This window comes from Duganella sacchari, from assembly GCF_900143065.1.
In the GTDB taxonomy this organism is placed as follows: Bacteria; Pseudomonadota; Gammaproteobacteria; order Burkholderiales; family Burkholderiaceae_D; genus Rugamonas; species Rugamonas sacchari.
Map to the genome: position 1 here is coordinate 73,168 of NZ_FRCX01000013.1, position 23,830 is coordinate 96,997.

Annotated in this window: 22 protein-coding genes; 11 read left to right on the forward strand and 11 right to left on the reverse strand. The window is 63.0% G+C overall.

Annotation, left to right across the window (positions count from 1 at the left end; genetic code table 11):
• The first annotated feature begins 11 nt into the window (after window positions 1–11).
• Both BUA36_RS24390 and BUA36_RS24395 read left to right on the forward strand, forming a co-directional pair.
• Window positions 12–1,451, forward strand: a complete 1,440-nt coding sequence (locus BUA36_RS24390; protein WP_072788535.1) for an efflux transporter outer membrane subunit — start codon at window positions 12–14, stop codon at window positions 1,449–1,451.
• An 18-nt stretch (window positions 1,452–1,469) separates the two neighbouring features.
• The gene (locus BUA36_RS24395; protein ID WP_072788392.1) at window positions 1,470–2,618 is read left to right on the forward strand and encodes an HlyD family secretion protein; all 1,149 of its coding nucleotides are present in this window, start codon (window positions 1,470–1,472) and stop codon (window positions 2,616–2,618) included.
• A 34-nt stretch (window positions 2,619–2,652) separates the two neighbouring features.
• On the opposite strand, the gene BUA36_RS24400 is transcribed toward BUA36_RS24395, so the two are convergent.
• From BUA36_RS24400 to BUA36_RS24410, 3 genes are read right to left on the reverse strand one after another with little or no spacing between them, the layout of a single operon-like run.
• Window positions 2,653–4,194 carry a hypothetical protein gene (locus tag BUA36_RS24400; RefSeq protein ID WP_229255798.1) on the reverse strand — a complete coding sequence of 514 codons (1,542 nt, stop codon included), beginning with the start codon at window positions 4,192–4,194 and terminating at the stop codon, window positions 2,653–2,655.
• A gap of 52 nt (window positions 4,195–4,246) precedes the next feature.
• Entirely contained in the window at window positions 4,247–4,507 is a 261-nt protein-coding gene (locus tag BUA36_RS24405) for a hypothetical protein (protein ID WP_072788397.1), read from the reverse strand.
• Between the two features lie 57 nt (window positions 4,508–4,564).
• Window positions 4,565–5,062 (reverse strand): Lrp/AsnC ligand binding domain-containing protein, encoded by a 498-nt coding sequence (locus BUA36_RS24410; RefSeq protein WP_072788401.1) that lies wholly within the window; start codon window positions 5,060–5,062, stop codon window positions 4,565–4,567.
• Window positions 5,063–5,159: 97 nt separating this feature from the next.
• On the opposite strand from BUA36_RS24410, the gene BUA36_RS24415 reads away from it, so the two are divergent.
• The 3 genes from BUA36_RS24415 to BUA36_RS24425 all read left to right on the forward strand — a co-directional run bounded on the left by BUA36_RS24415 (window position 5,160) and on the right by BUA36_RS24425 (window position 8,579).
• Complete coding sequence (locus BUA36_RS24415) at window positions 5,160–6,443, forward strand: D-amino acid dehydrogenase (RefSeq protein WP_072788537.1); 1,284 nt, start codon at window positions 5,160–5,162, stop codon at window positions 6,441–6,443.
• 207 nt (window positions 6,444–6,650) lie between these two features.
• A complete protein-coding gene (locus tag BUA36_RS24420) occupies window positions 6,651–7,490 on the forward strand; it encodes an HDOD domain-containing protein (protein WP_072788403.1) in 840 nt (279 codons plus the stop codon).
• Window positions 7,491–7,553: 63 nt separating this feature from the next.
• Window positions 7,554–8,579 (forward strand): transporter, encoded by a 1,026-nt coding sequence (locus BUA36_RS24425; RefSeq protein ID WP_072788405.1) that lies wholly within the window; start codon window positions 7,554–7,556, stop codon window positions 8,577–8,579.
• Here BUA36_RS24425 and BUA36_RS24430 read toward each other — a convergent pair.
• Window positions 8,527–9,051, reverse strand: a complete 525-nt coding sequence (locus BUA36_RS24430; RefSeq protein WP_072788407.1) for a hypothetical protein — start codon at window positions 9,049–9,051, stop codon at window positions 8,527–8,529. The genes BUA36_RS24425 and BUA36_RS24430 overlap by 53 nt on opposite strands.
• Window positions 9,052–9,175: 124 nt before the next feature.
• Between BUA36_RS24430 and BUA36_RS24435 the strand changes: the two genes are divergently transcribed.
• From BUA36_RS24435 to BUA36_RS24445, 3 genes are read left to right on the forward strand one after another with little or no spacing between them, the layout of a single operon-like run.
• Complete coding sequence (locus BUA36_RS24435) at window positions 9,176–9,367, forward strand: YqaE/Pmp3 family membrane protein (protein WP_072788408.1); 192 nt, start codon at window positions 9,176–9,178, stop codon at window positions 9,365–9,367.
• A 58-nt stretch (window positions 9,368–9,425) separates the two neighbouring features.
• Complete coding sequence (locus BUA36_RS24440; RefSeq protein WP_072788409.1) at window positions 9,426–10,637, forward strand: MFS transporter; 1,212 nt, start codon at window positions 9,426–9,428, stop codon at window positions 10,635–10,637.
• A complete protein-coding gene (locus tag BUA36_RS24445) occupies window positions 10,634–11,257 on the forward strand; it encodes a helix-turn-helix transcriptional regulator (protein WP_072788410.1) in 624 nt (207 codons plus the stop codon). Before BUA36_RS24440 ends, BUA36_RS24445 begins: the two co-directional genes overlap by 4 nt.
• Window positions 11,258–11,263: 6 nt before the next feature.
• Here the strand turns inward: BUA36_RS24445 and BUA36_RS24450 are convergent, their stop codons facing one another.
• Genes BUA36_RS24450 through BUA36_RS24460 form a run of 3 tightly spaced genes read right to left on the reverse strand, consistent with a single transcriptional unit; the run spans window position 11,264 to window position 15,578 of the window.
• Complete coding sequence (locus BUA36_RS24450) at window positions 11,264–13,876, reverse strand: bifunctional diguanylate cyclase/phosphodiesterase (protein WP_072788411.1); 2,613 nt, start codon at window positions 13,874–13,876, stop codon at window positions 11,264–11,266.
• Entirely contained in the window at window positions 13,873–14,292 is a 420-nt protein-coding gene (locus BUA36_RS24455) for a phosphate ABC transporter substrate-binding protein (protein ID WP_072788540.1), read from the reverse strand. Before BUA36_RS24455 ends, BUA36_RS24450 begins: the two co-directional genes overlap by 4 nt.
• Window positions 14,293–14,315: 23 nt before the next feature.
• The gene (locus BUA36_RS24460; protein WP_072788412.1) at window positions 14,316–15,578 is read right to left on the reverse strand and encodes a hypothetical protein; all 1,263 of its coding nucleotides are present in this window, start codon (window positions 15,576–15,578) and stop codon (window positions 14,316–14,318) included.
• Window positions 15,579–15,910: 332 nt separating this feature from the next.
• On the opposite strand from BUA36_RS24460, the gene fur reads away from it, so the two are divergent.
• Complete coding sequence (gene fur / locus BUA36_RS24465) at window positions 15,911–16,366, forward strand: ferric iron uptake transcriptional regulator (RefSeq protein WP_072788413.1); 456 nt, start codon at window positions 15,911–15,913, stop codon at window positions 16,364–16,366.
• Here fur and BUA36_RS24470 read toward each other — a convergent pair.
• On the reverse strand, window positions 16,326–17,246 hold the full coding sequence (locus BUA36_RS24470) for a LysR family transcriptional regulator (protein ID WP_072788414.1): 921 nt from the start codon (window positions 17,244–17,246) through the stop codon (window positions 16,326–16,328). The two genes, fur and BUA36_RS24470, sit on opposite strands and share 41 nt — an antisense overlap.
• A 128-nt stretch (window positions 17,247–17,374) precedes the next feature.
• Here BUA36_RS24470 and BUA36_RS24475 point away from each other — a divergent pair, with 128 nt between their 5' ends.
• Window positions 17,375–18,364 carry a zinc-dependent alcohol dehydrogenase family protein gene (locus tag BUA36_RS24475; RefSeq protein WP_072788415.1) on the forward strand — a complete coding sequence of 330 codons (990 nt, stop codon included), beginning with the start codon at window positions 17,375–17,377 and terminating at the stop codon, window positions 18,362–18,364.
• Here BUA36_RS24475 and BUA36_RS24480 read toward each other — a convergent pair.
• Window positions 18,354–19,016, reverse strand: coding sequence for a FecR family protein (locus BUA36_RS24480; protein ID WP_229255799.1), 663 nt, complete (start codon window positions 19,014–19,016; stop codon window positions 18,354–18,356). The genes BUA36_RS24475 and BUA36_RS24480 overlap by 11 nt on opposite strands.
• Before the next feature lie 122 nt (window positions 19,017–19,138).
• Here BUA36_RS24480 and BUA36_RS24485 point away from each other — a divergent pair, with 122 nt between their 5' ends.
• Window positions 19,139–20,581 carry an aminotransferase-like domain-containing protein gene (locus BUA36_RS24485; protein ID WP_072788418.1) on the forward strand — a complete coding sequence of 481 codons (1,443 nt, stop codon included), beginning with the start codon at window positions 19,139–19,141 and terminating at the stop codon, window positions 20,579–20,581.
• Here BUA36_RS24485 and BUA36_RS24490 read toward each other — a convergent pair.
• Both BUA36_RS24490 and BUA36_RS24495 read right to left on the reverse strand, forming a co-directional pair.
• The gene (locus BUA36_RS24490; RefSeq protein ID WP_072788420.1) at window positions 20,574–21,494 is read right to left on the reverse strand and encodes a bestrophin family protein; all 921 of its coding nucleotides are present in this window, start codon (window positions 21,492–21,494) and stop codon (window positions 20,574–20,576) included. The two genes, BUA36_RS24485 and BUA36_RS24490, sit on opposite strands and share 8 nt — an antisense overlap.
• Window positions 21,491–23,782 carry an FdhF/YdeP family oxidoreductase gene (locus BUA36_RS24495; protein WP_084560318.1) on the reverse strand — a complete coding sequence of 764 codons (2,292 nt, stop codon included), beginning with the start codon at window positions 23,780–23,782 and terminating at the stop codon, window positions 21,491–21,493. The genes BUA36_RS24490 and BUA36_RS24495 overlap by 4 nt, the downstream gene beginning before the upstream one ends.
• Window positions 23,783–23,830: the final 48 nt, after the last annotated feature.

Below are 23,830 nucleotides of genomic sequence, written 5' to 3' on the forward strand. Positions count from 1 at the left end.
TGGAACTCAAAGTGAAAACAACTGCCCTCCTCCGTCCTACCGTGCTGGCATTGGCCGTCGCCCTGGCCGGCTGCGCCAGCGTCCCGCCCGATCATCAGGCACTGGTCAAGCGCGATATCGCCAGCGCGGAAATCGCGTCCAGTATCAAGCTGGCCAACGAAGGCTGGCCGCAAGCCCAGTGGTGGACGGCCTACCATGACGAGCAGCTTAATGCCATCATCAAGCAGGCGCTGGCCGGCAGTCCATCGCTGGAAGTGGCGGCAGCGCACATCGGCAGCGCGCGTTCCTCGCTGTCGCGCACCGTGGCAGACATGGGCATCGACAGCGCGCTGTTCGCCAACGCCAACCGCCAGCGCTATTCGGGTACGGGCCTGTTCCCCGCACCGATCGGCGGCGCCTACTTCAGCGAAGAGACGCTGCGCCTGGACCTGCGCTACAACTTCGACTGGTGGGGCAAGAACCGCGCGCAGGTCGCCGCCGCCGTCGGCGAGCTGAATGCCGGCCGCGCCGCCTATGCAGAAGCCGAACAGGCATTGGCCGCATCCATCGCTCAAAGCTACTTCCGGTTGCAAGGCGCGTGGGCGCGCCTTGCCAACACGGATAAACTGGCCGCAACCCAAACAGCGCTGGTGCAAGACAAGGCCAGACGCATCGCCAACGGCCTGGCCAACGCCGATGAACAACGGGCAGCCGAAGCGGACCTGAGTCTGATCCGCAAACAGCAAGCGCAGCTCAAGTCCGACATCGAACACGAACGCGAAGCCTTGCGCGCACTCGCAGGCGCCGACAACCGTGCCCTGGCCGACTTGAAGCCAGCGCCACTGACGCCAGCGCCGCACACGCTGCCGGCCCGCCTTGGCCTCGAGCTGCTGGCACGCCGCCCGGACCTGCAAGCCGCGCGCTGGAAGGTGGAAGCCTCGCTGAGCAAAATCGACGCCGCGAAGGCCGCCTTCTACCCCGACGTCAATCTGACCGGCTCCATCGGCCTGGATACCGTCAAGATCGAGAACCTGCTGCAAAGCGCCAGCCGCACCCTGTATCTGGGACCGACGTTGTCGTTGCCGCTGTTTGACAGCAAGCGCCTGGATGCGCAACTGGACAGTGCCCGCACCACGCGCAACGAACGCATCGCCGAATACAACCAGACCATCGTCGACGCCGTGCGCGACGTGGCGCAAGGCGGCGCGCAGCTGCAAGGCATCGAGCAGCAGATCACGCAGCAGAGCGCAGCCACTTCATCGGCCCGCGCGCAGCTGGCCTCCGCGCAGGCGCGCATGGACCGCGGCCTGGCCAACAACAACAGCGTGCTGAATGCACGGCTGGCCCTGCTCAGGCAGCAGGATGCCGACCTCTATCTGCAACAGGTACAACTGCTGGCCGAAATCGCCCTGACCAATGCGCTGGGCGGCGGTTATCACGAAGAAGCGCCACTGGCGACTGCCACCAAATAAATCAACGGATCACACATCATGAGCACTGAAGTCACCAAACCAAACGAGAAAAAGCGCAAGGCCGTGCTGGCAGGGATCACGCTGGCCTTTATCGCCGCAGGCGCCGCTTATGCGGTCTACTACGAAGCGGTGCTGTCCAAAATACAGGAGACGGACAACGCCTACGTGGGCGGCAATCTGGTCACGCTGTCGTCGCAAGTGACCGGCAACGTCACCGAAATCCGCGCCGATGAGACGCAGATGGTGCAGGCTGGCGCTCCCGTCATCAAACTCGATTCGGCCGATGCGGATATCGCGCTGGCGCAGGCGGATGCCAAGCTGGGCGCCGCCGTACGCCAGCAACGCCAGCGTTATGCGGACGTCGCGCAGTACGACGCCACCGTCACGCTGCGCAAGCTGCAACTGAAAAATGCCGAAGACGACCTGGCCCGCCGCAAGCCGCTGGCTGCCGACCACACGGTCTCCGGTGAGGAAGTGGAACACGCGCGCCAGGCGGTCGACGATGCACGCGCCGCGATTGCCGTCGCCATCAAACAGGAGGAAGCGGCCAAGGCCGGCGTCAACGGCGTGGCGGTAGCCCAGCATCCGGCGGTGCAGGCGGCCAAGGCCGATTATGTGCAGGCATGGCTGGCGGCCCGCCGCAATACCATCCTGGCGCCGGTGTCAGGCTATGTGGCCAAACGCAGCGTGCAGATCGGCGCGCGTGCGACGCCGGGCACTGCGCTAATGTCGATTGTGCCGCTGGACCAGCTGTGGGTGGATGCCAACTTCAAGGAATCGGAACTGCGCAATATCCGCGTCGGCCAGCCGGCCAAGGTGGAAGCGGATATGTATGGCAGCAAGGTGGAGTTCCATGGACGCGTGGTGGGACTGTCGGCCGGTACGGGTAGCGCCTTCTCGCTGCTGCCGGCGCAGAACGCCAGCGGCAACTGGATCAAAGTAGTGCAACGGCTGCCGGTGCGGATCGCGCTGGATCCGAAGGAGTTGAAAGAACATCCGCTGCGGATTGGCCTTTCGACGACGGTATCGGTGGATATCACCAAGACCGATGGCCCGGTGCTGGGTGCAGCAATGCCACAGAATCCGGTCTACAGCACGCAAGCGCTGACGCAGCCACTGGACCAGGCGGCCAATGCGGCCGACGCCATCATCGCGCGGAATCTTTAACCCGGTAAGGCGGGGTGCAGCGCAACGCCAGCCGCTACCCCTTGAGCAGTTCCGTATCCAGCTGGCGTATCGCGCTTTGAGCCTGCGTGATAACGCGGTCGGCGATCCGCTGGCGCATGCCGGGCACGCGGCCCGCCGCTTCCGCTTCCAGCAAGATGGGCGTCAACAACTGCAAGGCGGAATCGCGAAAGCCTTCCGCCACCAGATCCAGCTGCGCATTGAACGACTGCTCGGCCGCCAGCAGCTGCTTGCGCAGCTCTTCTTCAAATGCGGCGCGCTTGTCGCGTATTTCGCCGCGCTTGCGCTTGCCGCCATCGGTGAACCATTTAAATGCCCCCGCCAACAGCACCGCGCCGCCGACAAACGGCGCCACCGGCGCCACCACCGGCAGCACCACCGCCGCACCAATCAGGTAAGCCGCCGTTCCCGTACTGGCCGCCACCGCAGCACCACTGACCAGCGTCACATTTGCCGCCGTATCAAGCTTGTTGACGATGCGCGTACCCACGCGCAGGCGTGGCATCAGCCGGGCCAGCGCCGCATGGTGCTGACGCTGGAATACCGTCGCCTGCCCCAGCTTCATCCCGGACTGAAACAGCCGCAAGTCCTCCTGCAGCAGATGCAAGGCCTGCTCCTTACGGCGCACGATGCGGTCCAGACGCCGCTCCATCTCCTGCCCAAACTGATTACGGCCCATGCTGGCCCACACATCTTCGTCTTTCCACTTGTCGGAATTCAAACGGTCAGTCATCGCCAGCTCGATCGCATTGCCTGCATCGTGCACGGCATCGTCGATTTCCTCGATCATCAGGCGGCGCTCATAAGCAATGCGCTGGTCAACCAGAATAAGCCGCTGCGTCACCTGGTTTTTCAAGTCATTGGCCGCACTGACCAGCGAGCTGGCCGCCGCCTCGCCGACGGACAGCAGGCGCGCTTGCTCAAGGTAGGTGCTGATGGCCTGCGTGATGGACGCCGTGGTGGTGCCGACCAGCTCGCGCAACTGGAGCAGGTCAATCTCGCCGGACTGGAAATGGCGCGCATGATCCACCAGCACCGGCTGGCCTGCCGTGCGGCCAAAATCCGCGACCGCATCGGCCAGCGAACGGCCGCGCACCAGGCGGCGCGCCTGCTCGCCCAGATTGGCCAGCAGGCCGCGCTCCTCTGCAGGAGGCAAACGGTTCAAGTCTTCCAGCGACAAGCGGGCGGACAAGGCTTTGGCCAGGCGCTGCGCCAGGGCACGCGCATCCGGGCCGTGCAGCGCCAGCAGCGGAATCACCATGCTCAGCGCCTGCTCACGTGCGGCCTGGTCGATACCGGTACAGCTGCGGCTCAGCGCATTGAGTGCCCAGTCGACTTCCACGCCGGACTCGATGGCGTTCAGCACCAGGGCAGTAAAGACGGCGGAAGATTGGCCATCACCGGCGATATCGGTGACGGCGGCGAACTGCGCCAGCGTCAGGCTGCCGCTATTGCCGGCAATTGCGCCGACGGCCCGCGCGTAGGCGGAGCTGAAGCTCTGGTCAGAGGACAAATGCTCGTCCAGCGAGCGCACGACGAGCTGCGACGAACTATCCACGCCTGCTCCAGTTGGTTGCGATGTCATTATGACATTGTAACCGAAGCCTAACTCAACGCGCCATATAGTGAATCGCCGCGAAGAAGATGCCGTTCTGGGCGATGAAGATGGCGACCATCCATCGCAGCAGGTCCACTTTAAGTTCCATCATCTGCTCCTTGACAAAAGCCGCCGCCCAGTCCTTCGTGGCGAGCGTTTCAGTAAGCCGTTCCAGCACCTCGCCCAGCGCATCGGCGTGCGCCACCGCCTGCTCGGTCGGCACGCCGCCCTCTTCCAGGCGTTTGCGGTATTTGGTGGATTCCAGTGCATTCATGGTTCATCCAGTATGCACCGCACGCCAGGGAATGCAAGCGCCCCGCTTTGAGCCAGATCAGCCCTGTACCACCTCGGTCGACAAGGTCAGCGTCTCCTTGATTTCCTCCATCACGACATAGCTTTTCGACTGCGCCGCCCCTGGCAGGCTGAGCAGCATCTCGCCCAGCAGCTTGCGGTACTCCGCCATCTCGTGAATCCGCGCCTTGATCAGATAGTCGAAGTCGCCCGAGACCAGATGGCACTCCTGCACCTCCGGAATGCGCAACACCTCGCGGCGGAACTGTTCAAACGCCGGACCGGACTTCTGGTTGAGCGTAATTTCCACAAACACCAGCAACTTGGCCCCCAGCGACGGCGGATCGATGCGCGCGTGATAGCCGGTAATCACGCCATCGCGCTCCATGCGCTTGACACGTTCAATCGTCGGCGTGGTCGACAGGCCCACCTGCTCGCCGAGGTCCTTCATCGAGATGCGGCCATCCTCCTGCAGGATCTGCAATATCTTTCTGTCCAGCTTGTCCAGCCCGCGGACCGATTCTTTCTGAATTCGCATAAAAATCCACTGTTTTGTCGGTGATATACAGTAACAAACACTATATAAACGAGAATACCATAGCGGAATATCTGGCAGTTAAATAATGGGGGACAACATGCGTGTAGTGATCTTGGGTAGCGGTGTAATCGGCGTCACCAGCGCCTACTATCTGGCCAAAGCCGGCCATCAGGTGACCGTCCTGGATCGCCAGCCCGGCCCCGCCCTCGAAACCAGCTTCGCCAACGCCGGCCAGATCTCGCCCGGCTACGCCTCCCCATGGGCGGCTCCAGGCATCCCCCTGAAAGCCATGAAATGGATGGTGCAGCGCCACGCGCCGCTGTCCATCACCCCGGACGGCACCCTGTTCCAGCTGCAATGGATGTGGCAGATGCTGCAAAACTGCACCGCCGACCGCTACGCCGTCAACAAGGAACGCATGGTGCGCCTGGCTGAATACAGCCGCGACTGCTTCAAGGCCCTGCGCGCCTCCACCGGCATCGAATACGAAGGCCGCCAGCAAGGCACCACCCAGCTGTTCCGCACCCAGGAGCAGATGGATGCGGCCGCCAAAGACATCAGCGTGCTGGAAGAAACCGGCGTGCCCTACGAGCTGCTGAGCCGCGAACAACTGATCAGCGCCGAACCCGGCCTGGACAAAAACAAGCTGGTCGGCGGCCTGCGCCTGCCGAATGACGAAACCGGCGACTGCCAGCTGTTCACCACGCGCCTGACCGCGATGGCCGAACAACTGGGCGTGAAATTCCGCTACGGCGTTGACATCACTGGTCTGGTGACCGAAGGCGATCACATCAAGGGCGTCAAATGCGGCGACGAACTGGTCACCGCCGATTCCTACGTGGTGGCCATGGGCTCCTACTCGACCGCGCTGCTCAAAGACCTGGTCAAGATCCCGGTCTACCCGCTGAAAGGCTACTCGATCACGGTGCCGATCGTGAACGCCAGCGCAGCGCCGGTATCCACCATCCTCGACGAAACCTACAAGATCGCCGTCACCCGCTTTGAAGACCGCATCCGCGTGGGCGGCATGGCGGAAATCGCCGGCTTCAACACCCAGCTCAACCCGCGCCGTCGCGAAACGCTGGAAATGGTGGTCAACGACCTGTTCCCGGGCGCCGGCAACACGGCCGAAGCCACCTTCTGGACCGGCCTGCGCCCCATGACCCCGGACGGTACGCCGATCGTCGGCCGTACCGGCCTGAACAACCTGTTCATCAACACCGGCCACGGCACGCTGGGCTGGACCATGTCCTGCGGCTCGGCACAGCTGCTGTCCGACATCATCTCCGCACGCCGTCCCGCGATCCGCGCCGACGACCTGTCGGTGAGCCGTTACAGCAAAGACCGCGGCGCCCGTCAGCCGCAACTGGCCAACGCCTGATCCTTTCCCCCGCTCGCGGCGCCCCTCTCCTGGCGCCGCGAGCGTCTCCTGCTCCGCCCGATTTCAGCTCGATTTCAGCTCGACCGCCGCGCTATATGACGTCGCTGTGACATCGCTGTGACATCCGTGTCACTTCATTGCCGCTATCTGCCAACAACGCCTGATAGAGCGTTGAGATTGGGGCCAAGCCTGCGTATAATTTTGACCATGAACAAACTCGAAGCATACGGCCATATCGCGGCCCTGGCCATACGTGGCGAACTCGTCTTCCCTACCAGCGTGAATGCCGCGCTGCGCGTGCAACTGGCACTGGATGATCCCGACTGTCCCATCGATACCGCCATCAGCCTGGTGCTGGCGGAGCCGCTGCTGGCAGCGAAGACCGTGGCCATTTCGAATTCGGCCATGTTCAACCGCAGCGGTGCACCGGTGGTGACCAATGTGCGCGGCGCCATCATGCGTATCGGCTACCAGAACCTGTACGCGCTGGCAGCCGCCATGGTGGTGCGCCAGTTCGGCAGCAAAATCGTCGATCCCAAGCTGCGCGCCAAGGCGGAAAAGCTGTGGGACCACACCATCGCCGTCGCCGCGCTGGGCCGCCTGATCGCCCGCTACGTCACCGGCACCAATGAAGACACCGCGCTGTTCGCCGGCATCGTGCATGAAGTGGGCGGCTTCTACCTGCTGTCGCGCGCCGACGAATTCCCCGGCCTGCTCGACGAGGATCCGGAAAACTGGCATTCGGCCAGCGAAGAAATCATCACGCGCGAAGTGATGCGCAAGCTGTGCATCCCGGAACCGGTGGCCGATGCGATTGAAGGACTGCGTGACAGCTTCATGTCCATCCCGCCGGATACCCTGCTCGACACCCTGCTGCTGGCCAACCACCTGACACCGGTGAAGTCGCCGCTGCAGGAACCCCAGCGCGACCTGCCGCCGCATTCCGACTCCGCCATCGACCTGTTCATCGACGAGCAAAAGCTGGCCGCGATGCTGGAAGAAGCCAAGCGCGATGCGGCCGACATGAGCGCCGCCCTGCTGGTGTAAGCTGAGCTAAACTGTCCCGGCCGTCCGGCGCAGGCGGCCGCCCCCACATTCTGGAGAATACGCATGCAGACTGCGCCAGTGTCTTACGGCTCCGATCAATCCGGCATGGTGTGCGGCTACCTGTTCGGCCGCGCCGCCGATGGCAAAGGCCTGCCGCTGGACACCGACGCCGCCTGCCAGTGGCTCCGGCAGCGCGCGCAGCACCCCACGGAATTCATCTGGCTGCACTACAACCTGGCCAACACCGCCAGCGAAAAATGGCTGCACGAGCACACCACGCTGCCCGATGAGTTCTACGAAAGCCTGCACGAAGGGCCGCGCTCCACCCGCATCGAACTGATCGACAACACCCTGATCGCCGTGGTCAACGACGTCGTGCACGACTTCACGTTCGAACCGTCCGACATCTCCACGCTATGGCTGAGCGTGGACGAACAAATCGTCATCAGCGCGCGCCGCAAGCCCCTGCGTGCGGTGGACAGCCTGCGCAACGCCGTGCGCAACGGCGAACCCATCCGTTCCTCGGTCGAGCTGCTGACCCATCTGCTGCGCGACCAGGCCGACGCCCTGATCAAAATTGTGCGCGACGCCATCACCACCGTCGACAGCATTGAAGACAATCTGCTGGCCGGCAAACTGACCACCAAGCGCGCCAGCCTGGGCGCCTTGCGGCGTGTACTGGTACGCTTGCAGCGCCTGCTGGCGCCAGAACCGGCAGCGCTGTTCCGCCTGCTGCAAAAACCGCCCGCGTGGATGGCGGAAATCGACGTCCAGGAACTGCGTCAGTCGACCGAGGAATTCTCGATGGTGCTGGCCGATATGGCCTCGCTCCAGGAACGCATCAAGCTGATCCAGGAGGAGATTGCCGCGCTATCCAGCGAAGCCAACAACCACAGCCTGTTCGTGCTGACCGTAGTCACCGTGCTCGCGCTGCCCATCAACATCATCGCCGGCCTGCTGGGCATGAACGTGGGCGGCATTCCGCTGGCCCAGTCCGAGCATGGCTTTCTGGTGGTCGTGGTGATCGTCGCCAGTTTTACCGTGATCGCCGGCTGGCTGGCCTTCCGCCGGCAGCGCGACGTGAGCTAGGCCGCAGCGACTTCAAACGCCAGGCGCCGGCAGCGACCGCAGCGATGCCCATGACCAGCGCGACCAGGTTATCGCGCCGGTAAGCGCTGCGCACATCGTCAATACTGACCGCATCCTTGCCGCCGACCGCCACGCCATAGGCCGTATAAAACTCACCGGGCGCAAAGCCGATGCCCGTCTTATGCTGGCGGAAAAACTTCACCGTAATGGGATACGAAGCGCCATCGCGCACCGCCTCGCGCTGGTGGCCATTCGCATCCCCCTTGGCATACAACACCAGCTGCTGCTTATCCGACAGGATGAAATACAGCGCGCCGCGCGTCTCCTGCTGCCAGACCACGCGGCCGCGCGCCATCTCCAGCTGCTCCGTCCTGGGAAAGCTGAACTCCAGCGCGCCAAACACCATCATCAAGCCGACGCCGAGCAGCAGAAAGAAATAAGCGCCGCGCTGATCGGCAAACCAATTGCCCATATAAGTACATCCAAAAGAAATGACCGCCATCATACGTGACATTTGGTGCACATTGCTGGCGGGCTACACTGTATAGTAATGCCGCTGTTCCAGCGTCCATCCACATCACAAGAGAGACTCGACTATGCGTTTGATTATCGCCCTGATTTTACCGTGGCTGACCTTTTTCACCATCGGCCGCCCGCTCGCCGGCATCATCTGCCTGATCCTGCAGATCACGCTGATTGGCTGGCTGCCAGCGACAATCTGGGCCGTCTACGCCCTGAGCCAATACAAGACCGACCAGAAAATCGAACGCGCCCTGGGCCGCCGTTAATCCCCAATTTGTAAACTTTTTTGTTTACTTATTGGATGAGAGCGCTTACAGTGGAGGCATGAAAACTCCACTGCTCATCGCCTCGGCCTGTTTGCTGGCCTTGCTCTCGACGATAGGCGCCGCGCTGCCCTATCCGATTCTGCCGCCGCTGTTTGCAGCCGGCGCCACCAATGGCCTGAATACCTTCTTCGGCCTGCCGCCCAAGCTGCTGTTTGGCCTGGCGTTGACGATCAATCCGCTCGGCCTGCTGATTGGCTCCGCGCTGCTTGGCCCCATGTCTGACCGCTACGGCCGCCGCCCGGTGCTGTTGATTACCGCAGTCGGCGCCGCCATCGGTCACGCCGTCACTGCCGGTGCGCTGCTGATCGAGAACTATCCGTTGTTTATCGTCGCCCGCTTCGTGACCGGTCTGCTGGAAGGCAGCGGTTCTGTCGCCCGCGCGCTGCTGGCTGACCGTCTCGAGGGTGATCTGCGCCGCAAAGCGCTGTCCTGGCTTAACGGCGCTTTCTATATGGGCTGGCTGGCCGGTCCCCTGCTGGCTGGCGCGACGCTGCAATTCGGCTTGACCACGCCGTTCTGGGTCGCCGTGGCTGCGCTGCTGCTGGTCGCCGCGCTGGTGGCGATCGCGCTGCCGCGCGAAGCGGCGTCCCATGCGACGACGTCGTGGTGGCAGGTGGCGCGTGATCGCCATGCGCTGAACCTGCTGCGCGAGCCGGATCTGCGTAGCCTGTTCATCATCACGCTGGCCTACACTTGCGGCGTCACCGGCTTTTATGAGTTCTATCCACTGTGGCTGGTGGAAGTGCCGGGCTACGGCGCGCAAGGCATTGCCTGGACCACCGCCGCCATGTGCGCGGTGATGACGGCGACCACCATCGTCGCCGGCCGGCCGTTCCCCGGCGAGCCCTTGCTGCGCGCACGCCGTTTTGCGTTTGCTGTGGCGGCGGTGATTGCGCTGCTGGCTGTCAGTAATGCCACGATTGGCCTGGCCTGCATCATCCTGTATGGCATTCCGCATTCGTTCTACAACTCGATCGTGCCGAACTACTGTGCCGAGCGTTTCGGCATCCACGGCCAGGGCGCGGTGATGGGACTGATCTCGACCACCTTCTGTCTCGCCAATATCATCATGGCGCTGGTCGGTGCGGTACTGACGCTGATTGATACGCGCCTGATCCTGCTGCTGGGCGCTGCGCTCACCGCGTGGTCGGCGTGGCGCATGCACAGCTGGCACCACAGCATGGCCCGCATGGAGGGCGCGACACCATGAACACCGCTGACCAAACCCTGTTCCTGATTAAAACGCGCGGCCCGCAAACGGCGCAGCAGCTGGCCGCCCTGCTCAATCTGACGTCGATGGGCGCGCGCAAGCAGCTTGAGGCCTGGCAGGACAAGGGCATGCTGACGTATGAGGATATCGCCGATAAGCCGGGTCGTCCGTCGCGCCGCTGGCTGCTGACGGACGCCGGCCACGCGCGCTTCCCCGACCGCCACGCCGAGCTGACCGTGCAGCTCATCGATCAGGTGCGCTCCTTGTTCGGCGATGCCGGTCTGGATAAGCTGATTGATTCACGCGAACAGGCCAGTGAACGCGACTATCGCCAGCATCTGACCACCAGCCGCACCTTGCCGGAACGCGTAAACGCGCTGGTGCGCGCGCGCACGGCGGAAGGCTATATGGCGGAAGTAGAACAGCAGGAAGACGGCAGCATGCTGCTGATTGAAAATCACTGTCCGATCTGTGCCGCCGCCAAGCAGTGCCAGAAATTCTGCCGCTCCGAGCTGGATGTGTTCCAGCGCGTGCTCGGTCCCGACTGCACGGTCGGCCGGGTCGAGCATATGCTGGGCGGTGCGCGCCGCTGCGTCTATCTGATCAGGAAGATTGGCTAGGACGGCTTACGCGGCGACCGGCAGCAACAGCCGCGTGGTTCCCGCCATAAGCATCTCGGCCAGTTGCATGGCAGGCAGCGGGCGGCTGAACAGGTAGCCCTGCATTTCGTCGCAGCCGTTCTCGCGCAGGAAGCCGCGCTGCTGCTCGGTCTCCACACCTTCCGCGATCACGCGCAAGCGCAGGCGGTGCGCCAGTTCGATGATCGAGCTGGCTATCGCCTCGTCACCGTCGCTGCGGCCCAGGTCACGCACAAAGGATTTGTCGATCTTCAGCGTGGAGATCGGGAACGACTTCAGCGCCGACAGGCTCGAATAGCCCGTGCCAAAATCGTCGATCGACAGCGATACGCCCATCGCCCTCAGCTCCGCCATCTTGGCCACCGCCTGCTGCAGGTCGCGCATGATGACGCCCTCCGTCACTTCCAGCTCCAGCCATTCCGGCGCCAGGCCGCTGTCGTTGAGCGCGTGCTGCACACGTTCCACCAGCCGCGGATCTTCAAACTGACGCGGCGAGACGTTGACCGAGATACGCAGCGGCGGCAACCCCGCATCCTGCCATGCGCGATTCTGCTGGCACGCGGTACGCAGCACCCACTCGCCCAGCCCCAGTATCATGCCGCTTTCTTCCGCCAGCGGGATGAAGCGGTCCGGCCCGATCACGCCCTGCTCGGGATGCTCCCAGCGCACCAGCGCTTCCACCCCGAACACGCGGCCGGTGCGCAGATCGACCTTGGGCTGGTACAGCAAACAGAATTGGCTGGCTTCCAGCGCGCCGCGCAGGCCGTCCAGCAGCAACAGCTTTTCTTCGATCGATTCGTTCATTTCACGCGTGTAGAACTGGCAATTGTTCTTGCCGGTTTCCTTGGCGCGGTACATGGCGGCGTCGGCGTTCATGAGCAGCGTTTCGGCGTCGCTGCCATCGTTCGGATACACCGAAACGCCGATGCTGCAGCTGACCTGCACATCCTGTCCGCACACATTCACCGATTGCAGCACGGCTTCGCGCACGCGTTCCAGCACCGGCGCGGCATCCATCACCGAGCCGTATTCGGTCAGCAGCAGCACGAACTCGTCGCCGCCGAAGCGGCCCACGGTGTCGCTCGCCCGCAGACAACCGGACATGCGCTCCGCCACCACCTTGAGCAGTTCATCGCCGGCATTGTGGCCCAGGCCATCGTTGACCAGCTTGAAGCCATCCAGATCGATGAACGCCACCAGCACCGAGTTGCCGTTCCGCTGCGCCTGGGCGATCGTCATTTCCAGCCGGTCGGCAATCAGGCTGCGGTTCGGCAAGCCGGTCAGCGTATCGTGGTGCGCCAGATGCACCATGCGTTCCTCGGCCAGCTTGCGCTCGGAAATATCACGCACGATGGCGACGATGCCGCCCCGCACCGCCACCACCTGCTGATGCAGCCAGCGGGCGCGCAGCTGCGGCAAGGTGCTTTGCCATTCCTGTTCGTGCACGCCGCCCTGCTGCATGACGTCGATCAGATGCCGCAGCATGCCGTTGTGGCGCGCCTCTGGAATCAGCGTGCACATGGTGGTGCTGCACAGGTGCTGCTTGCTGCAACCGGCCATTTGTGCGGCGCGCATATTGGCATCGACGATCTTGAAATCGACAATCTCGCCGTGGGCGTCGCGCACTTCGCGCATCACGAAGAAGGCATCCAGGCTGGCTGCCGATGCGGCCGCATAGGTCTCCTGCGCGCGGCGCATGCTCGCACGCGTGCGTGCGCCCTGCCAGGACCACAGCCACAGCAAGCCCGTAATCACTATCAGGCCGCCACTGAGCACACCGCCCTCCAGCAGCTTTTCGCGGCGCTGGCGTTCAAAGGCCGCCATCAGTTCCTGCTCGTCGAGTCCGACCAGCACGTTCAGGCCGACGCCATGCAGCGCGCGCATGCCGCTGTATTTGCCCTGGCCTTCCAGCTTCTGGCCGAAGGACATCTTGTCACCGGAGCGCAGCGCGCGTACCACGCCATCCACGCCCACCAGACCCAGCATGCCGTGCTCACCGAGACGGCTACGTTCATAGCTGCTGGTGAAGTAGGCGGGGTCTGTTTCAACGATGACGATGCCGGCGAAATTGCCCGCTGCATCATCCAGCCGGCGCGTAAAGTGCAAATGCCATTCGCTGTTGGCGGCGTCGCGTATCGCCGGGCTGACGTAGGTAGTGCCCGTGTCGCGCTCCTGATGGAATTTGAAGTAGCCCTCATCCGCCACCGAAATCGGCAGCGCATGCGGGTTGCTCGCCACGGTCATGCCGCTGCGGTCCACGATGCTGACCACAAACACCACGCCGGGCGGCAGCAATCCCTCGCGCCCCAGTTCCGGCAAGGCGCCCAGCGTGCCCTTGCGTTCGACGGCGTACTTCAGCATGCGCAGCGTCTGGTCGATGCCGTCAAGGCTGCGCGCGACCTGCGCCTCATAAGTGCCCAGCATTTCCTGCAGCGAATCCACAGCGGCTTCCTGCGCGTGCTGACGCTCGGCATCGATCTCGTGGAACGTCACCACCCAGATCGCCACCAGCAGCATCAGGGCAAACAAGGGCAATGACACGTGTGTGTCGAGGCCACGCCGCAACCAGCGTGCCCGCAGGGTTTCTCTGGCCGAACTCATGGCATCACCTGTATGGCTTTGACGCTGGCATCCAGCGCCGTACGTTCGATATATGCGATCATGGCCGGATTCTCGGCCACCATTCTGCGCACCGCGACGCTGTTGGGCAGTTCGCGCGGCGGCTGGCCGCGGCCCGTAAACACCATCTTGGTCCAGTAGGCTTTCATCAGTGCGGGCGTACGCGCCGCCACCTTGTTATAGAACTCGTCGCGCATGGCATGACCAACCGGCAGGTCCAGCGCCACGGCTTCCTCGCCGCCGGGATAGCGGCCGGTTTGCGACAGGAAGATGGCCGCCACCTGCTCCGCGCGCAGCGCAGTCACAGGGCTTTTGGCCGACACGATGACGACAAAGTCCGCCGCCGGCGCCGCACCGCTCCACAGCAGCACGCACGCCAGCATCAGACAGCATCGCATTTTTGAGAATAGCTTCAGCATGGTCAGAACACAAAATCAAGCGCCGCGCTCAGCACCGAAATGGGCTGGCCGGAGCGGAAGCCCGGCTGCACGTTAATCAGCGTACCGGTCGATCCCTGCAGCGGCTTCACGCGGTCGTATTGCAGCTTGAGCGCGTAATTCGGATAGAAGTCCCAGCGCACACCGGCGCTGACGGTACGCTGGCGGGGGATCGCCGCCAGCAGCTGGTTCAGGCCCGCATTCAGCTGCGCGCCCATGGCGGCCTGCTGCGGCGGTATCTCTTTCAGGTTCAGACCAGCGACATTGGTTTCCATGTTGGCGTGCGAGGCCGAATACACGGCGTACGGCGTCACATCGCCAACCCGGTAGCCGCCGCTCAGATAAGCAGCGGTTTTGTCGCCCAGATAGGAACGCGCATTCATGCGGCCGATTTCGCCCATGACAAACCAGTTGCCCGGATCGTAGTTGAAACCCAGCGACACCACGTTGGCCCGCTTGCCCAGCAACTCGTAACGGTCAACCAGCACCTGCCCTTGCGGGCCAAACTGGCGCAAGCCGTCGAACAGTTCGCGCGCCAGATCGACGCTGAGCTCCGACGTCATCACGCTGGCGCGCACCGTCAGCGCGCCGGACGTGGTGGTGTTCGACAAGCCAGTCAGGTCGCGCGCCTGCGCATGCGCGCTCGGCGTCAGCGACAGGTTGGTGTGGCCCAGCAAAGCCTGCGTCACGTTATGCACGTCGCCCACCTGCCAGCGATAAGCCGCATCGACGCCATCGCTATTCGACAGCGGGATGGCGTCGTACACTTCCACCGGCGGCCGTACCCACGGCAGGGCGTAACCGGCCTTGCGGTAATCGCCGCTCAGGAACAGCGGCAGCGCGATGCGGCCCAGGCGCACGCTCAGATCCGGCGTCACCTTGTACTGGAGATTGGCCCACTCCACCACCGGCGCATAGCCATCGCGCAGCGTGCGTTCGGACACCAGTTGCACCACGGCCGACCACGAACTGTCCAGGTTTACGCCCAGCTGCACGCCGACGCGGCTGTCCACCGCAGGACTCCACGCGCGGCTGGCGCCGGCGTCGCCGGGATTCAGCGCATTGGCAGTAAAGTCGGCGTGACGCTCGCTGCTATGCACCGCGCCCAGTGTACCGAAGCCGCCCAGTGTCCAGCGCTGCGGCGACTCATCGCCAACGCCCGCGACTTCGCCTGCCGCCGCTGCAGGGCAGCTCAGCATCATCACGGTCGCCAGCATGGCGCGCATAGGCGAAAAATCGACGGTCATTACATGGTTCCTGTTATCGGCATACGGCAAACACCCGTGCATGCACGCGCTCAGGCGTTGACATGGATGGTGGCGGTCTGGGAAGAATTCAGTGCGAGGCATCTAGCTGTGGTGCCGCAGCGTAATCATACGGACCTGTTCACTTTATACTTCTCAAAAGCAACTGTCGATACTTTAGAGCAATATACCAAAAATTCTCTCCAAAAATCACACATTTCGCTGCCTTTTCGTCAATTCTGGTATCAAAAATGCACCCAATTGAATCTAGATTGCCAAGAAGTTAAATATCGGATACCATGTGAGAATAGGAATCATTATCATTCTAGAGACACATGGATATCCCACAAGAACTGCGCAAACTTGGCTTGAAAGCCACCCTGCCCCGCTTACGCATCCTCCAGCTGTTCCAGGAATCTAAGAGCAAGCACCTGAGCGCAGACGATGTTTACCGCCTGCTGCATGACGAAAATATCGATATGGGACTGGCGACGGTCTATCGCGTATTGATGCAGTTTGCCGATGCCGGCATCCTGATCCGCCGCCACTTTGAATCGGTGGCGTCGGTATTTGAACTGAACGAAGGCGGCCACCACGACCACCTGATCTGCACCAACTGCGGCCGCATGGAAGAATTCCTCGATGCCGAAATCGAACAGCGCCAGGAAGCCGTCGCACGCGAACGCAACTTCGTGCTGCACGAGCATTCGCTGTCGCTATACGGTTTTTGCGGCGACTGCGCCGCCAGCATCAAGCCGATGATGGGGGCCAAGAAGCTGCGGCGTTCTTGAACACCTGTTCGACAAAGTCGACAAACACCTTGATCTTGGCGGCGCGCTGATGGCGCTGCGGGTAAAGGATGGAGACGTCCGGCCCCGGCGCCTGCCACGCTTCCAGCACGGGTAGCAGCGCGCCGCTGCGCAGCTCCGCCATCAGCGACACCGACAGATGCTGGACCACGCCGCCGCCCTGCACCGCCATACCGTTCAGCGAATCCACATGGTCCATGGCCACGGCGCCGCGTGGCGTGACCGTGAAGAGTTGACCATCTTGCTGAAAAGTCCACGGCCGCAGCTGGCGCGCCTTGGGGTAGACGAAATTCAGGCAAGGCAGATCGTCCAGCGCATCCGGATGCGGCGGCTGGCCATGCTGCGCAATAAACACCGGTGACGCAGCGCAGACATACTGGTTTTTAAAAATGCTGCGTCCAACCAGCGAAGAATCCTGCAGCTCGCCGATGCGCAGCATGACGTCCACGCCCTCGTCCACCATATCGATCAGGCGATCGCTGGCCGTCAGGCGCACGCTAAGTTCGGGATAGGCGGCGAGAAACCGCGGCAAGGCCGGCGCCACATAACGCTGCGCCAGTATGCCCGGCATATCGACACGCAGGCTGCCACGCGGCTCGTGCAGCGTATCGCCCAGGCCAGACTCCAGCTCTTGCATGTCATCCAGCAGACGGCGCGCCTGTTCGATGCACTGGCGGCCTTCGTCGGTCAGGGACATGCTGCGCGTGGTCCGGTTCAGCAGCCGGACGCCAAAATGCGCCTCCAGCAGGGCAATCTGGTGCGTGACCGACGAGGTGGAGATGCCCAGTTTGGCGGCCGCCCGGCTAAAGCCTCCGGCATCCACCACGGCACAAAACACCTTCAGGGCATCCAGCCTGTCCATCCCGCTCTCCTTTTATGGCATGCACGCCATTATTCACGATTTTGGGATACTGCATCCCGGCTTGCCCGATTTTTCATTGCGCCGCGCTGCGACAGAATGGCTCCATCAAGCAACCCACAGGAGTCATCATGCAAGCCATCGTACTCAACGCCTACGGCACACCCCTCGTTCAACAGCATCTCGCCCGCCCCGTCGCCGGTCCCGGCCAGGTGCTGGTGCGCGTGCATGCCAGCGGTGTCAATCCGCTGGACACCAAGATCGCCGCCGGCAAGGCCGATCACGCCCGCGCCGTGCTGCCTGCGGTGCTGGGCATCGACATGGCCGGCGTGGTCGACAGCGTTGGCGACGGCGTGGAAGGCTACGCTCCCGGCGACCGTGTGTACGGCATGACGGGCGGCGTCGGCGGCGTGCCAGGCTCGCTGGCCGAATACGCCGCTGTCGATGCGCGCCTGCTGGCCCACATGGCCGGCAACATGAGCATGCGCGAAGCAGCCGCGCTGCCGCTCATCTTCATCACAGCATGGGAAGGCCTGGTCGATCGCGCCCGTGTCGGCGCCGGGAAAACAGTGCTGGTGCATGGCGGTGCTGGCGGCGTCGGACACATGGCGGTCCAGCTCTCAGTTGCGCTGGGCGCGAGCGTCCATGCAACCGGCAGCGCCAGCCAGCGCGCCAGCATCGAAGCCATGGGCGCCACCTTCATCGACCGCGATACGGCAGTGGAAGACTATGTACAACAGCACACCGGCGGCATCGGCTTCGATGTGGTCTACGACACCGTCGGTGGCGCCGTGCTGGACCTGTCGTTCCGCGCCGCCCGCCGCTATCACGGCCATGTGGTGAGCTGCCTGGGCTGGGGCACCCACGCGCTGGCGCCGCTGTCGTTCCGCGCCGCGACCTATTCCGGCGTCTTCACGCTGCTGCCGCTGCTGACCGGCGAAGGCCGCGCCAATCACGGCGCCATCCTGCGTGAAGCCAGCGCGCTGGTGGCCGCCGGCAAATTGAAAGTGATGCTGGACCCGACGCGCTACACGCTGAATCCCCACAGTGTCAGCGCCGCCCACCGCGCACTGGCCGAACGCACGGCCGGCGGCAAGGTGGTGGTGGAGATTACGGCGTAAGCGTATCGACGTCGCCGAAGGAAGCCGGCGGCGTGAACTTCATACCCGGATTGGTGAACATCTTTACCGGCCGGGTTTTATCGTTCTTGATAAAGCCGAACTGGCCGGGATCGTAGCGGAACTCGCCCGCGCTGTTGACAATCGAGATGCCGCCCGCGCTGACATGCACGTGCAGGCCGGGTTCCAGCCCCGGCGAAGGGTCGGCATCGCCTTTGCCGGTCAGGTATTCGAGGAAGAAGGTGGTGCCGCGGATGCCGATGGTGGCGCTTGGCGTCTTCATCGCAAACTTGTCCTTGTTACGCTTGCCCAGCAGGCCGGTCATCGAACGCAGGCCGCCTTTGACCAGTGTGTAAGCCGCACGATCCGCCTCCGGCTTGTCGGCATCGAAGGAAAACTGGTCGATGACCACCGTGGTGCCCGGCTTGAGCGCCAGTTCACTGTTGTCGATAAACCGCACTAGCGCATAAGCGCCGGCGGAAGTAACCAGCGTATCACCGCTTTCCACCTCCGATTTCGCCTGCAATGCCTTCACCACGCCGGCCGGCGAGCGCGCGCTCATCGCTCCGCTGACCTGCACCACCACGCCAGCCACCTGCGCGGCGTGCGCCAGGCTGCCTACCCACAGCAGCAGCGCCGCCAGAACATACCTCATACCCATGAAACACCTGATTAAAATGTGAACGGCTGTTTATACCACGCCGCGGAATGTTCGTTCTATCGGCCGCCCGCTTGCACCCTTATACTAGGCAGAAAATAGCCCACGAGAGAGAGACTGTGAAACTGTACGAAACCCTGGCCGCCTATATCGCCAGCCAGATCGCTCAAGGCGTGATCCGCGAAGGAGAAAAGATTCCCTCCGTGCGTCAGACCAGCCAGCATCACAATCTGAGCGTTTCGACTGTTATCCGTGCGTTCCTGCTGCTGGAAAGCCAGGGCCTGATCGAAAGCCGGCCGCAATCGGGCTACTTCGTGCGGCGCAAGCCTGCCATGCAAGCCGCCGGCGCTGCCGGGGAACCACTTGCACCGGCCGAACTGGCGCGCGGCGCGACGCTGGACACCAGCGAATTTGTCCTCACCACCCTGCGCTCCATCAATCAGGGCAGCGTGCCGCTCGGCTCTCCCTATCCCGATCCCGCTGTGTTCCCGTGGGCGCGGCTGAACCAGTACGCCAACAGCCTGGCACGCCGCGTCGGCCAGATGGGCATGACGGCCGACCTGCCGCCCGGGAATCCGGAACTGATACGCCAGATCGCCCGCCGTCACCTGGAGAACGGCCTGCCCGTGGATGCGAGCGAAATCATCGTCACCACCGGCGCCACGGAAGCGCTCAACCTGTGCCTGCAAGCTGTGGCGCCGCCAGGCAGCGTGATCGCCGTGGAATCACCCACCTACTATGCGCTGATACAGGCGATCGAACGTATGGGCATGCAGGTGCTGGAGATTGACACCGATCCGGTCCAGGGCATCGACCTGGCGGCGCTGGAGCGGGCCATCGTGGAAAACGGCGTGGCGGCCTGCATGGTCATGCCCAACTTCCAGAATCCGCTGGGCTTCCAGATGAGCGATGAGCGCAAGCGCGCCATGGTGGCGCTGCTGGCCAGGCATGACGTGCCGGTGATTGAAAACGATGTGTATCACGAGCTGTATTACGGCGACGTCCATCCCACTTCGCTCAAGAACTACGATACGCAAGGCCTGGTCCTGCACTGCAACTCCTTCTCCAAAACCCTGAGCCCCGCCAACCGCATAGGCTGGGCGCTGCCCGGGCGCTACAGGGCGCAGGTGGAAAAGCTGAAATTCCTGAACACGCTGAACACGCCCGCCCTGCCCCAGCTGGCCATCGCCGAATACCTGCAGAACGACGGCTACGACTACCATCTGCGCAAGGTGCGCAAGGCGTATGCGCAGCAAGCCAGCATCATGGCGTCTGCAGTGCGCCGCTTCTTCCCGGCCGGGACCAGCGTCTCGACGCCGGCCGGCGGCTATGTATTGTGGGTGAACCTGCCGGATGGCGTACGCGCACTGGAATTGTATGCGCGCGCGCAGGAGCGCGGCATCAGCGTCGGCGCCGGGAACATCTTCGCCACCGGCGACGCCTTCCAGCATTGCATCCGCCTCAATTACAGCTATCGATGGACGCCGGAAGTGGAAGCCGCCGTGCGGACACTGGGCCTGCTGGCGGGAGAGCTGGTCGGACATCCTGCCGGATCTACATGACCTTGTAGCGCTCACACGGCGCAATCTCGGCAGGCATCTCCTGGCCACATTGTTCCAGCAGCGAACGCTCGATATTGCGGGTCATGGCGTTCAGCGCCAGGCAGTTTGGATCGGTGCCAAACGGTTCTGAAATTTCCTGCGCAATGGCTTCCAGCGCGAACAGCGTGTAGGCGACAAACACACATACCAGCGGTGTCGCTGCGCCCAGGTCGGCTACCAGGCCAAACGGCAGCATGAAGCAATACAGATAAACGGTGCGGTGCACCAGCACGCCGTAAGCGAAGGGAATCGGCGTATTGGAGATGCGCTCGCAGCCACCGACAGCGGCGGCCAGTTCGCTCACCTGCGCGTCGAGTATCCACAACAGCGGCTCGCCTTGCCCGCGCTTGCGGCCAGCACGCGACAGCATCAGACGGATGCGGTCCAGCAGCGCCACCGGAATATACTGCATGCCGCGCAATTCCGCAGCTTCGGCTTTCGACAGATAGCGCCGCAGATCGGCAGCAGGATCGGTGCCGCGCAACTGATGCGTCAAGGCATAGACAAAAGCGATCAGGCGTCGTACGAACAGCTTGCGTTCAAAACCGTCGCCATCCTCGGGCAGGTAGTTGATGACTTGCGACGTCAAGGCCCGCGCCGCAATCAGGATACGGCCCCAGATCTGGCGCGCCTCGACAAACCGCGCATAGGCGGCGTTATTGCGGAAGGCGAGAAAAATCGCCAGGCTCACGCCGACCAGCGGAAACGGTACGGTATCCAGCGGGATCTTCGCACCGAATACGTGGCCACCCGTAACCACAGCCAGCACACTCACCGCCAGCATCAGCAACAGCTGCGGCACAATGGTTTTCAGCACGGAGCCATCCCATACAAACAGCATCCGCAGCCAATTCGTGGACGGACGGATAATCATGATGGCACCGCAGGCATCAACAACACCGGAATCGATTTGGAGGTCGGCGTGCCGGCGCCGTCAGCCACACTGGCCAGCGGCACCAGCGGATTGGTCTCCGGGTAGTAAGCACCAATGCAGCCGCGCGGAATATCATACGCCACCAGCATGAAGCCGTTGGCGCGGCGCTCCACGCCGTCTTCCCACACGCTTTGCACATCCACCCAGTCGCCGGCTTTCATGCCCAGCATGTCGATGTCTTGCTGATGAATAAAGATCACCCGGCGCATGCCGAACACGCCGCGATAACGGTCGTCCAGCGCGTAAATCGTGGTGTTGTACTGGTCATGGGAGCGCGTGGTCATCATCACCAGCAGCCGCTCGCCATGCCTGGCGCGCGCACGGCGGATGGGTGTATCCAGATCGATCTGGTGCGGCACGAACTGCGCTTTGCCGCTGGACGTCATCCATTCACGCTCGCGCGACGCCACCTTCAGATGGAAGCCACCCGGCTTGGCCACGCGTGCGTTGTAGTCGTAGAAATCGTCAAACACCTTCTCGATATCGTCGCGGATGCAGGCGTAATCGTCGCGGTACGCCTTCCAGGCCAGCTTGTGCCGCGTGCCCAGCGTCGCCTCAGCCATATGCGACACGATGGCGATTTCGGACAGCAGCTCCGGCGAAGCGGGTTTGTTCAGGCCATACGAAATGTGCACCATGCTCATCGAATCTTCCACCGTCACGCCCTGCGGCACGCCGTTCTGCACGTCGATTTCGGTACGTCCCAGTGTCGGCAGGATCAGCGCCTTGCGGCCGTGGATCAAATGGCTGCGATTCAGCTTGGTGGCGATATGCACCGTCAGCTCACACGATTGCAGCGCCTTGAACGTCAGCGGCGTATCCGGCGTCGCCATGGCGAAGTTGCCGCCCAGGCCAATGAAGACCTTGACCTTCCCTTCCATCATGGCAGCAATGGTCGCCACCACGTCATGGCCATGATGACGCGGCTGCGCGAAACCAAACACCTGCTCCATGCGGTCGAGGAAAGCCGCCGTCGGCTGCTCCTCAATGCCCATGGTGCGGTCGCCCTGCACATTGGAATGCCCGCGCACAGGACACAAGCCCGCACCGCGCTTGCCGATCTGGCCACGCATCATCATCAGATTGGACAGCATCTGCACCGTCGGCACTGAATGCTTATGCTGCGTCAGTCCCATGCCCCAGGTGGCAATCACGCGCTCCCCCCTGATATAGATGTCGGTCAGCTGCTCGATCTGCGCGCGCGGCACGCCCGCCTCTTCCAGCAGCAGCGGCCAGCGCTCGGCGCGCAGGTCGCGTGCAAAGGCCTGGAAGCCGGAGGTATGGGCTGTGATGAAATCCAGGTCCAGCAAGCGCGGTGCACCGATCAATACCGCCTGGTCGTCCAGTTCCAGCAAGCGCTTGGCAATGGCCTTGATGAGGGCGAAATCGCCGCCCAGCCGGGGCTGGACGAACATGGAGCTGATCGGCGTGCTGGACATGGTCAGCATTTCAAGCGGATGCTGCGGACTGGTGAAACGCTCCAGCCCACGCTCGCGCAAGGGATTGATCGAGACGATGGTGGCGCCGCGCCGCGCGCATTCGCGCAACTCGCCCAGCATGCGCGGGTGATTGGTTGCCGGATTCTGGCCGAAGATCAGCAGCGTATCGGCATGTTCAAAATCGTCCAGCGTCACCGTGCCCTTGCCAATGCCCACCGTGCCTGGCAAGCCACGGCTGGTCGCCTCATGGCACATATTGGAACAGTCGGGGAAATTGTTGGTGCCGTAAGCCCGCACGAATAGCTGGTACAGGAATGCCGCCTCGTTGCTGGCGCGGCCGGAAGTATAGAACGCCGCCTGGTCCGGATCGTCGAGCACATTGAGTTCATCGGCAATGCACTGGAAGGCGTCGTGCCAGGCAATCGGCTGGTACTTGTCGGTGGCCGCATCGTAGACCATGGGATGCGTCAGGCGGCCGTGCTGTTCCAGCTCGTAGTCCGATTGCTCCAGCAACTGGGCGACCGTGTGGGCGGCAAAGAACGCCGGTGTTACACGCTTGCTGGTCGATTCCGCTGCGACCGCCTTGACGCCGTTCTCGCAGAATTCAAAGGTCGATGCATGCTCGCGGTCCGGCCATGCGCAACCCGGGCAGTCGAAACCATCGGGCTGGTTTTGCGCAAACAGGGATTTGTAGTTGACGCCACTCACGCGCTCCTTGAGCAGGTTGATGGCAACATATTTCAGCGCGCCCCAGCCGGCGGCGGGATGATGATAGGGTTTGATGGCCATGCTGATACTCCTTATATCGACATGGCCAGCATAGCGCCGGCCCACATC

Coding starts and splice junctions, on each gene's coding strand:
- BUA36_RS24445 (WP_072788410.1), top strand. CDS start 10,634: ATGAACACCGCTGACCAAACCCTGTTCCTGATTAAAACGCGCGGCCCG.
- BUA36_RS24440 (WP_072788409.1), top strand. CDS start 9,426: ATGAAAACTCCACTGCTCATCGCCTCGGCCTGTTTGCTGGCCTTGCTC.
- BUA36_RS24420 (WP_072788403.1), top strand. CDS start 6,651: ATGAACAAACTCGAAGCATACGGCCATATCGCGGCCCTGGCCATACGT.
- BUA36_RS24430 (WP_072788407.1), bottom strand. CDS start 9,051: ATGGGCAATTGGTTTGCCGATCAGCGCGGCGCTTATTTCTTTCTGCTG.
- BUA36_RS24480 (WP_229255799.1), bottom strand. CDS start 19,016: ATGAGGTATGTTCTGGCGGCGCTGCTGCTGTGGGTAGGCAGCCTGGCG.
- BUA36_RS24470 (WP_072788414.1), bottom strand. CDS start 17,246: ATGGACAGGCTGGATGCCCTGAAGGTGTTTTGTGCCGTGGTGGATGCC.
- BUA36_RS24435 (WP_072788408.1), top strand. CDS start 9,176: ATGCGTTTGATTATCGCCCTGATTTTACCGTGGCTGACCTTTTTCACC.
- BUA36_RS24455 (WP_072788540.1), bottom strand. CDS start 14,292: ATGCGATGCTGTCTGATGCTGGCGTGCGTGCTGCTGTGGAGCGGTGCG.
- BUA36_RS24495 (WP_084560318.1), bottom strand. CDS start 23,782: ATGGCCATCAAACCCTATCATCATCCCGCCGCCGGCTGGGGCGCGCTG.
- BUA36_RS24405 (WP_072788397.1), bottom strand. CDS start 4,507: ATGAATGCACTGGAATCCACCAAATACCGCAAACGCCTGGAAGAGGGC.
- BUA36_RS24450 (WP_072788411.1), bottom strand. CDS start 13,876: ATGAGTTCGGCCAGAGAAACCCTGCGGGCACGCTGGTTGCGGCGTGGC.
- BUA36_RS24490 (WP_072788420.1), bottom strand. CDS start 21,494: ATGATTATCCGTCCGTCCACGAATTGGCTGCGGATGCTGTTTGTATGG.
- BUA36_RS24425 (WP_072788405.1), top strand. CDS start 7,554: ATGCAGACTGCGCCAGTGTCTTACGGCTCCGATCAATCCGGCATGGTG.
- BUA36_RS24395 (WP_072788392.1), top strand. CDS start 1,470: ATGAGCACTGAAGTCACCAAACCAAACGAGAAAAAGCGCAAGGCCGTG.
- BUA36_RS24410 (WP_072788401.1), bottom strand. CDS start 5,062: ATGCGAATTCAGAAAGAATCGGTCCGCGGGCTGGACAAGCTGGACAGA.
- BUA36_RS24415 (WP_072788537.1), top strand. CDS start 5,160: ATGCGTGTAGTGATCTTGGGTAGCGGTGTAATCGGCGTCACCAGCGCC.
- fur (WP_072788413.1), top strand. CDS start 15,911: ATGGATATCCCACAAGAACTGCGCAAACTTGGCTTGAAAGCCACCCTG.
- BUA36_RS24475 (WP_072788415.1), top strand. CDS start 17,375: ATGCAAGCCATCGTACTCAACGCCTACGGCACACCCCTCGTTCAACAG.
- BUA36_RS24460 (WP_072788412.1), bottom strand. CDS start 15,578: ATGACCGTCGATTTTTCGCCTATGCGCGCCATGCTGGCGACCGTGATG.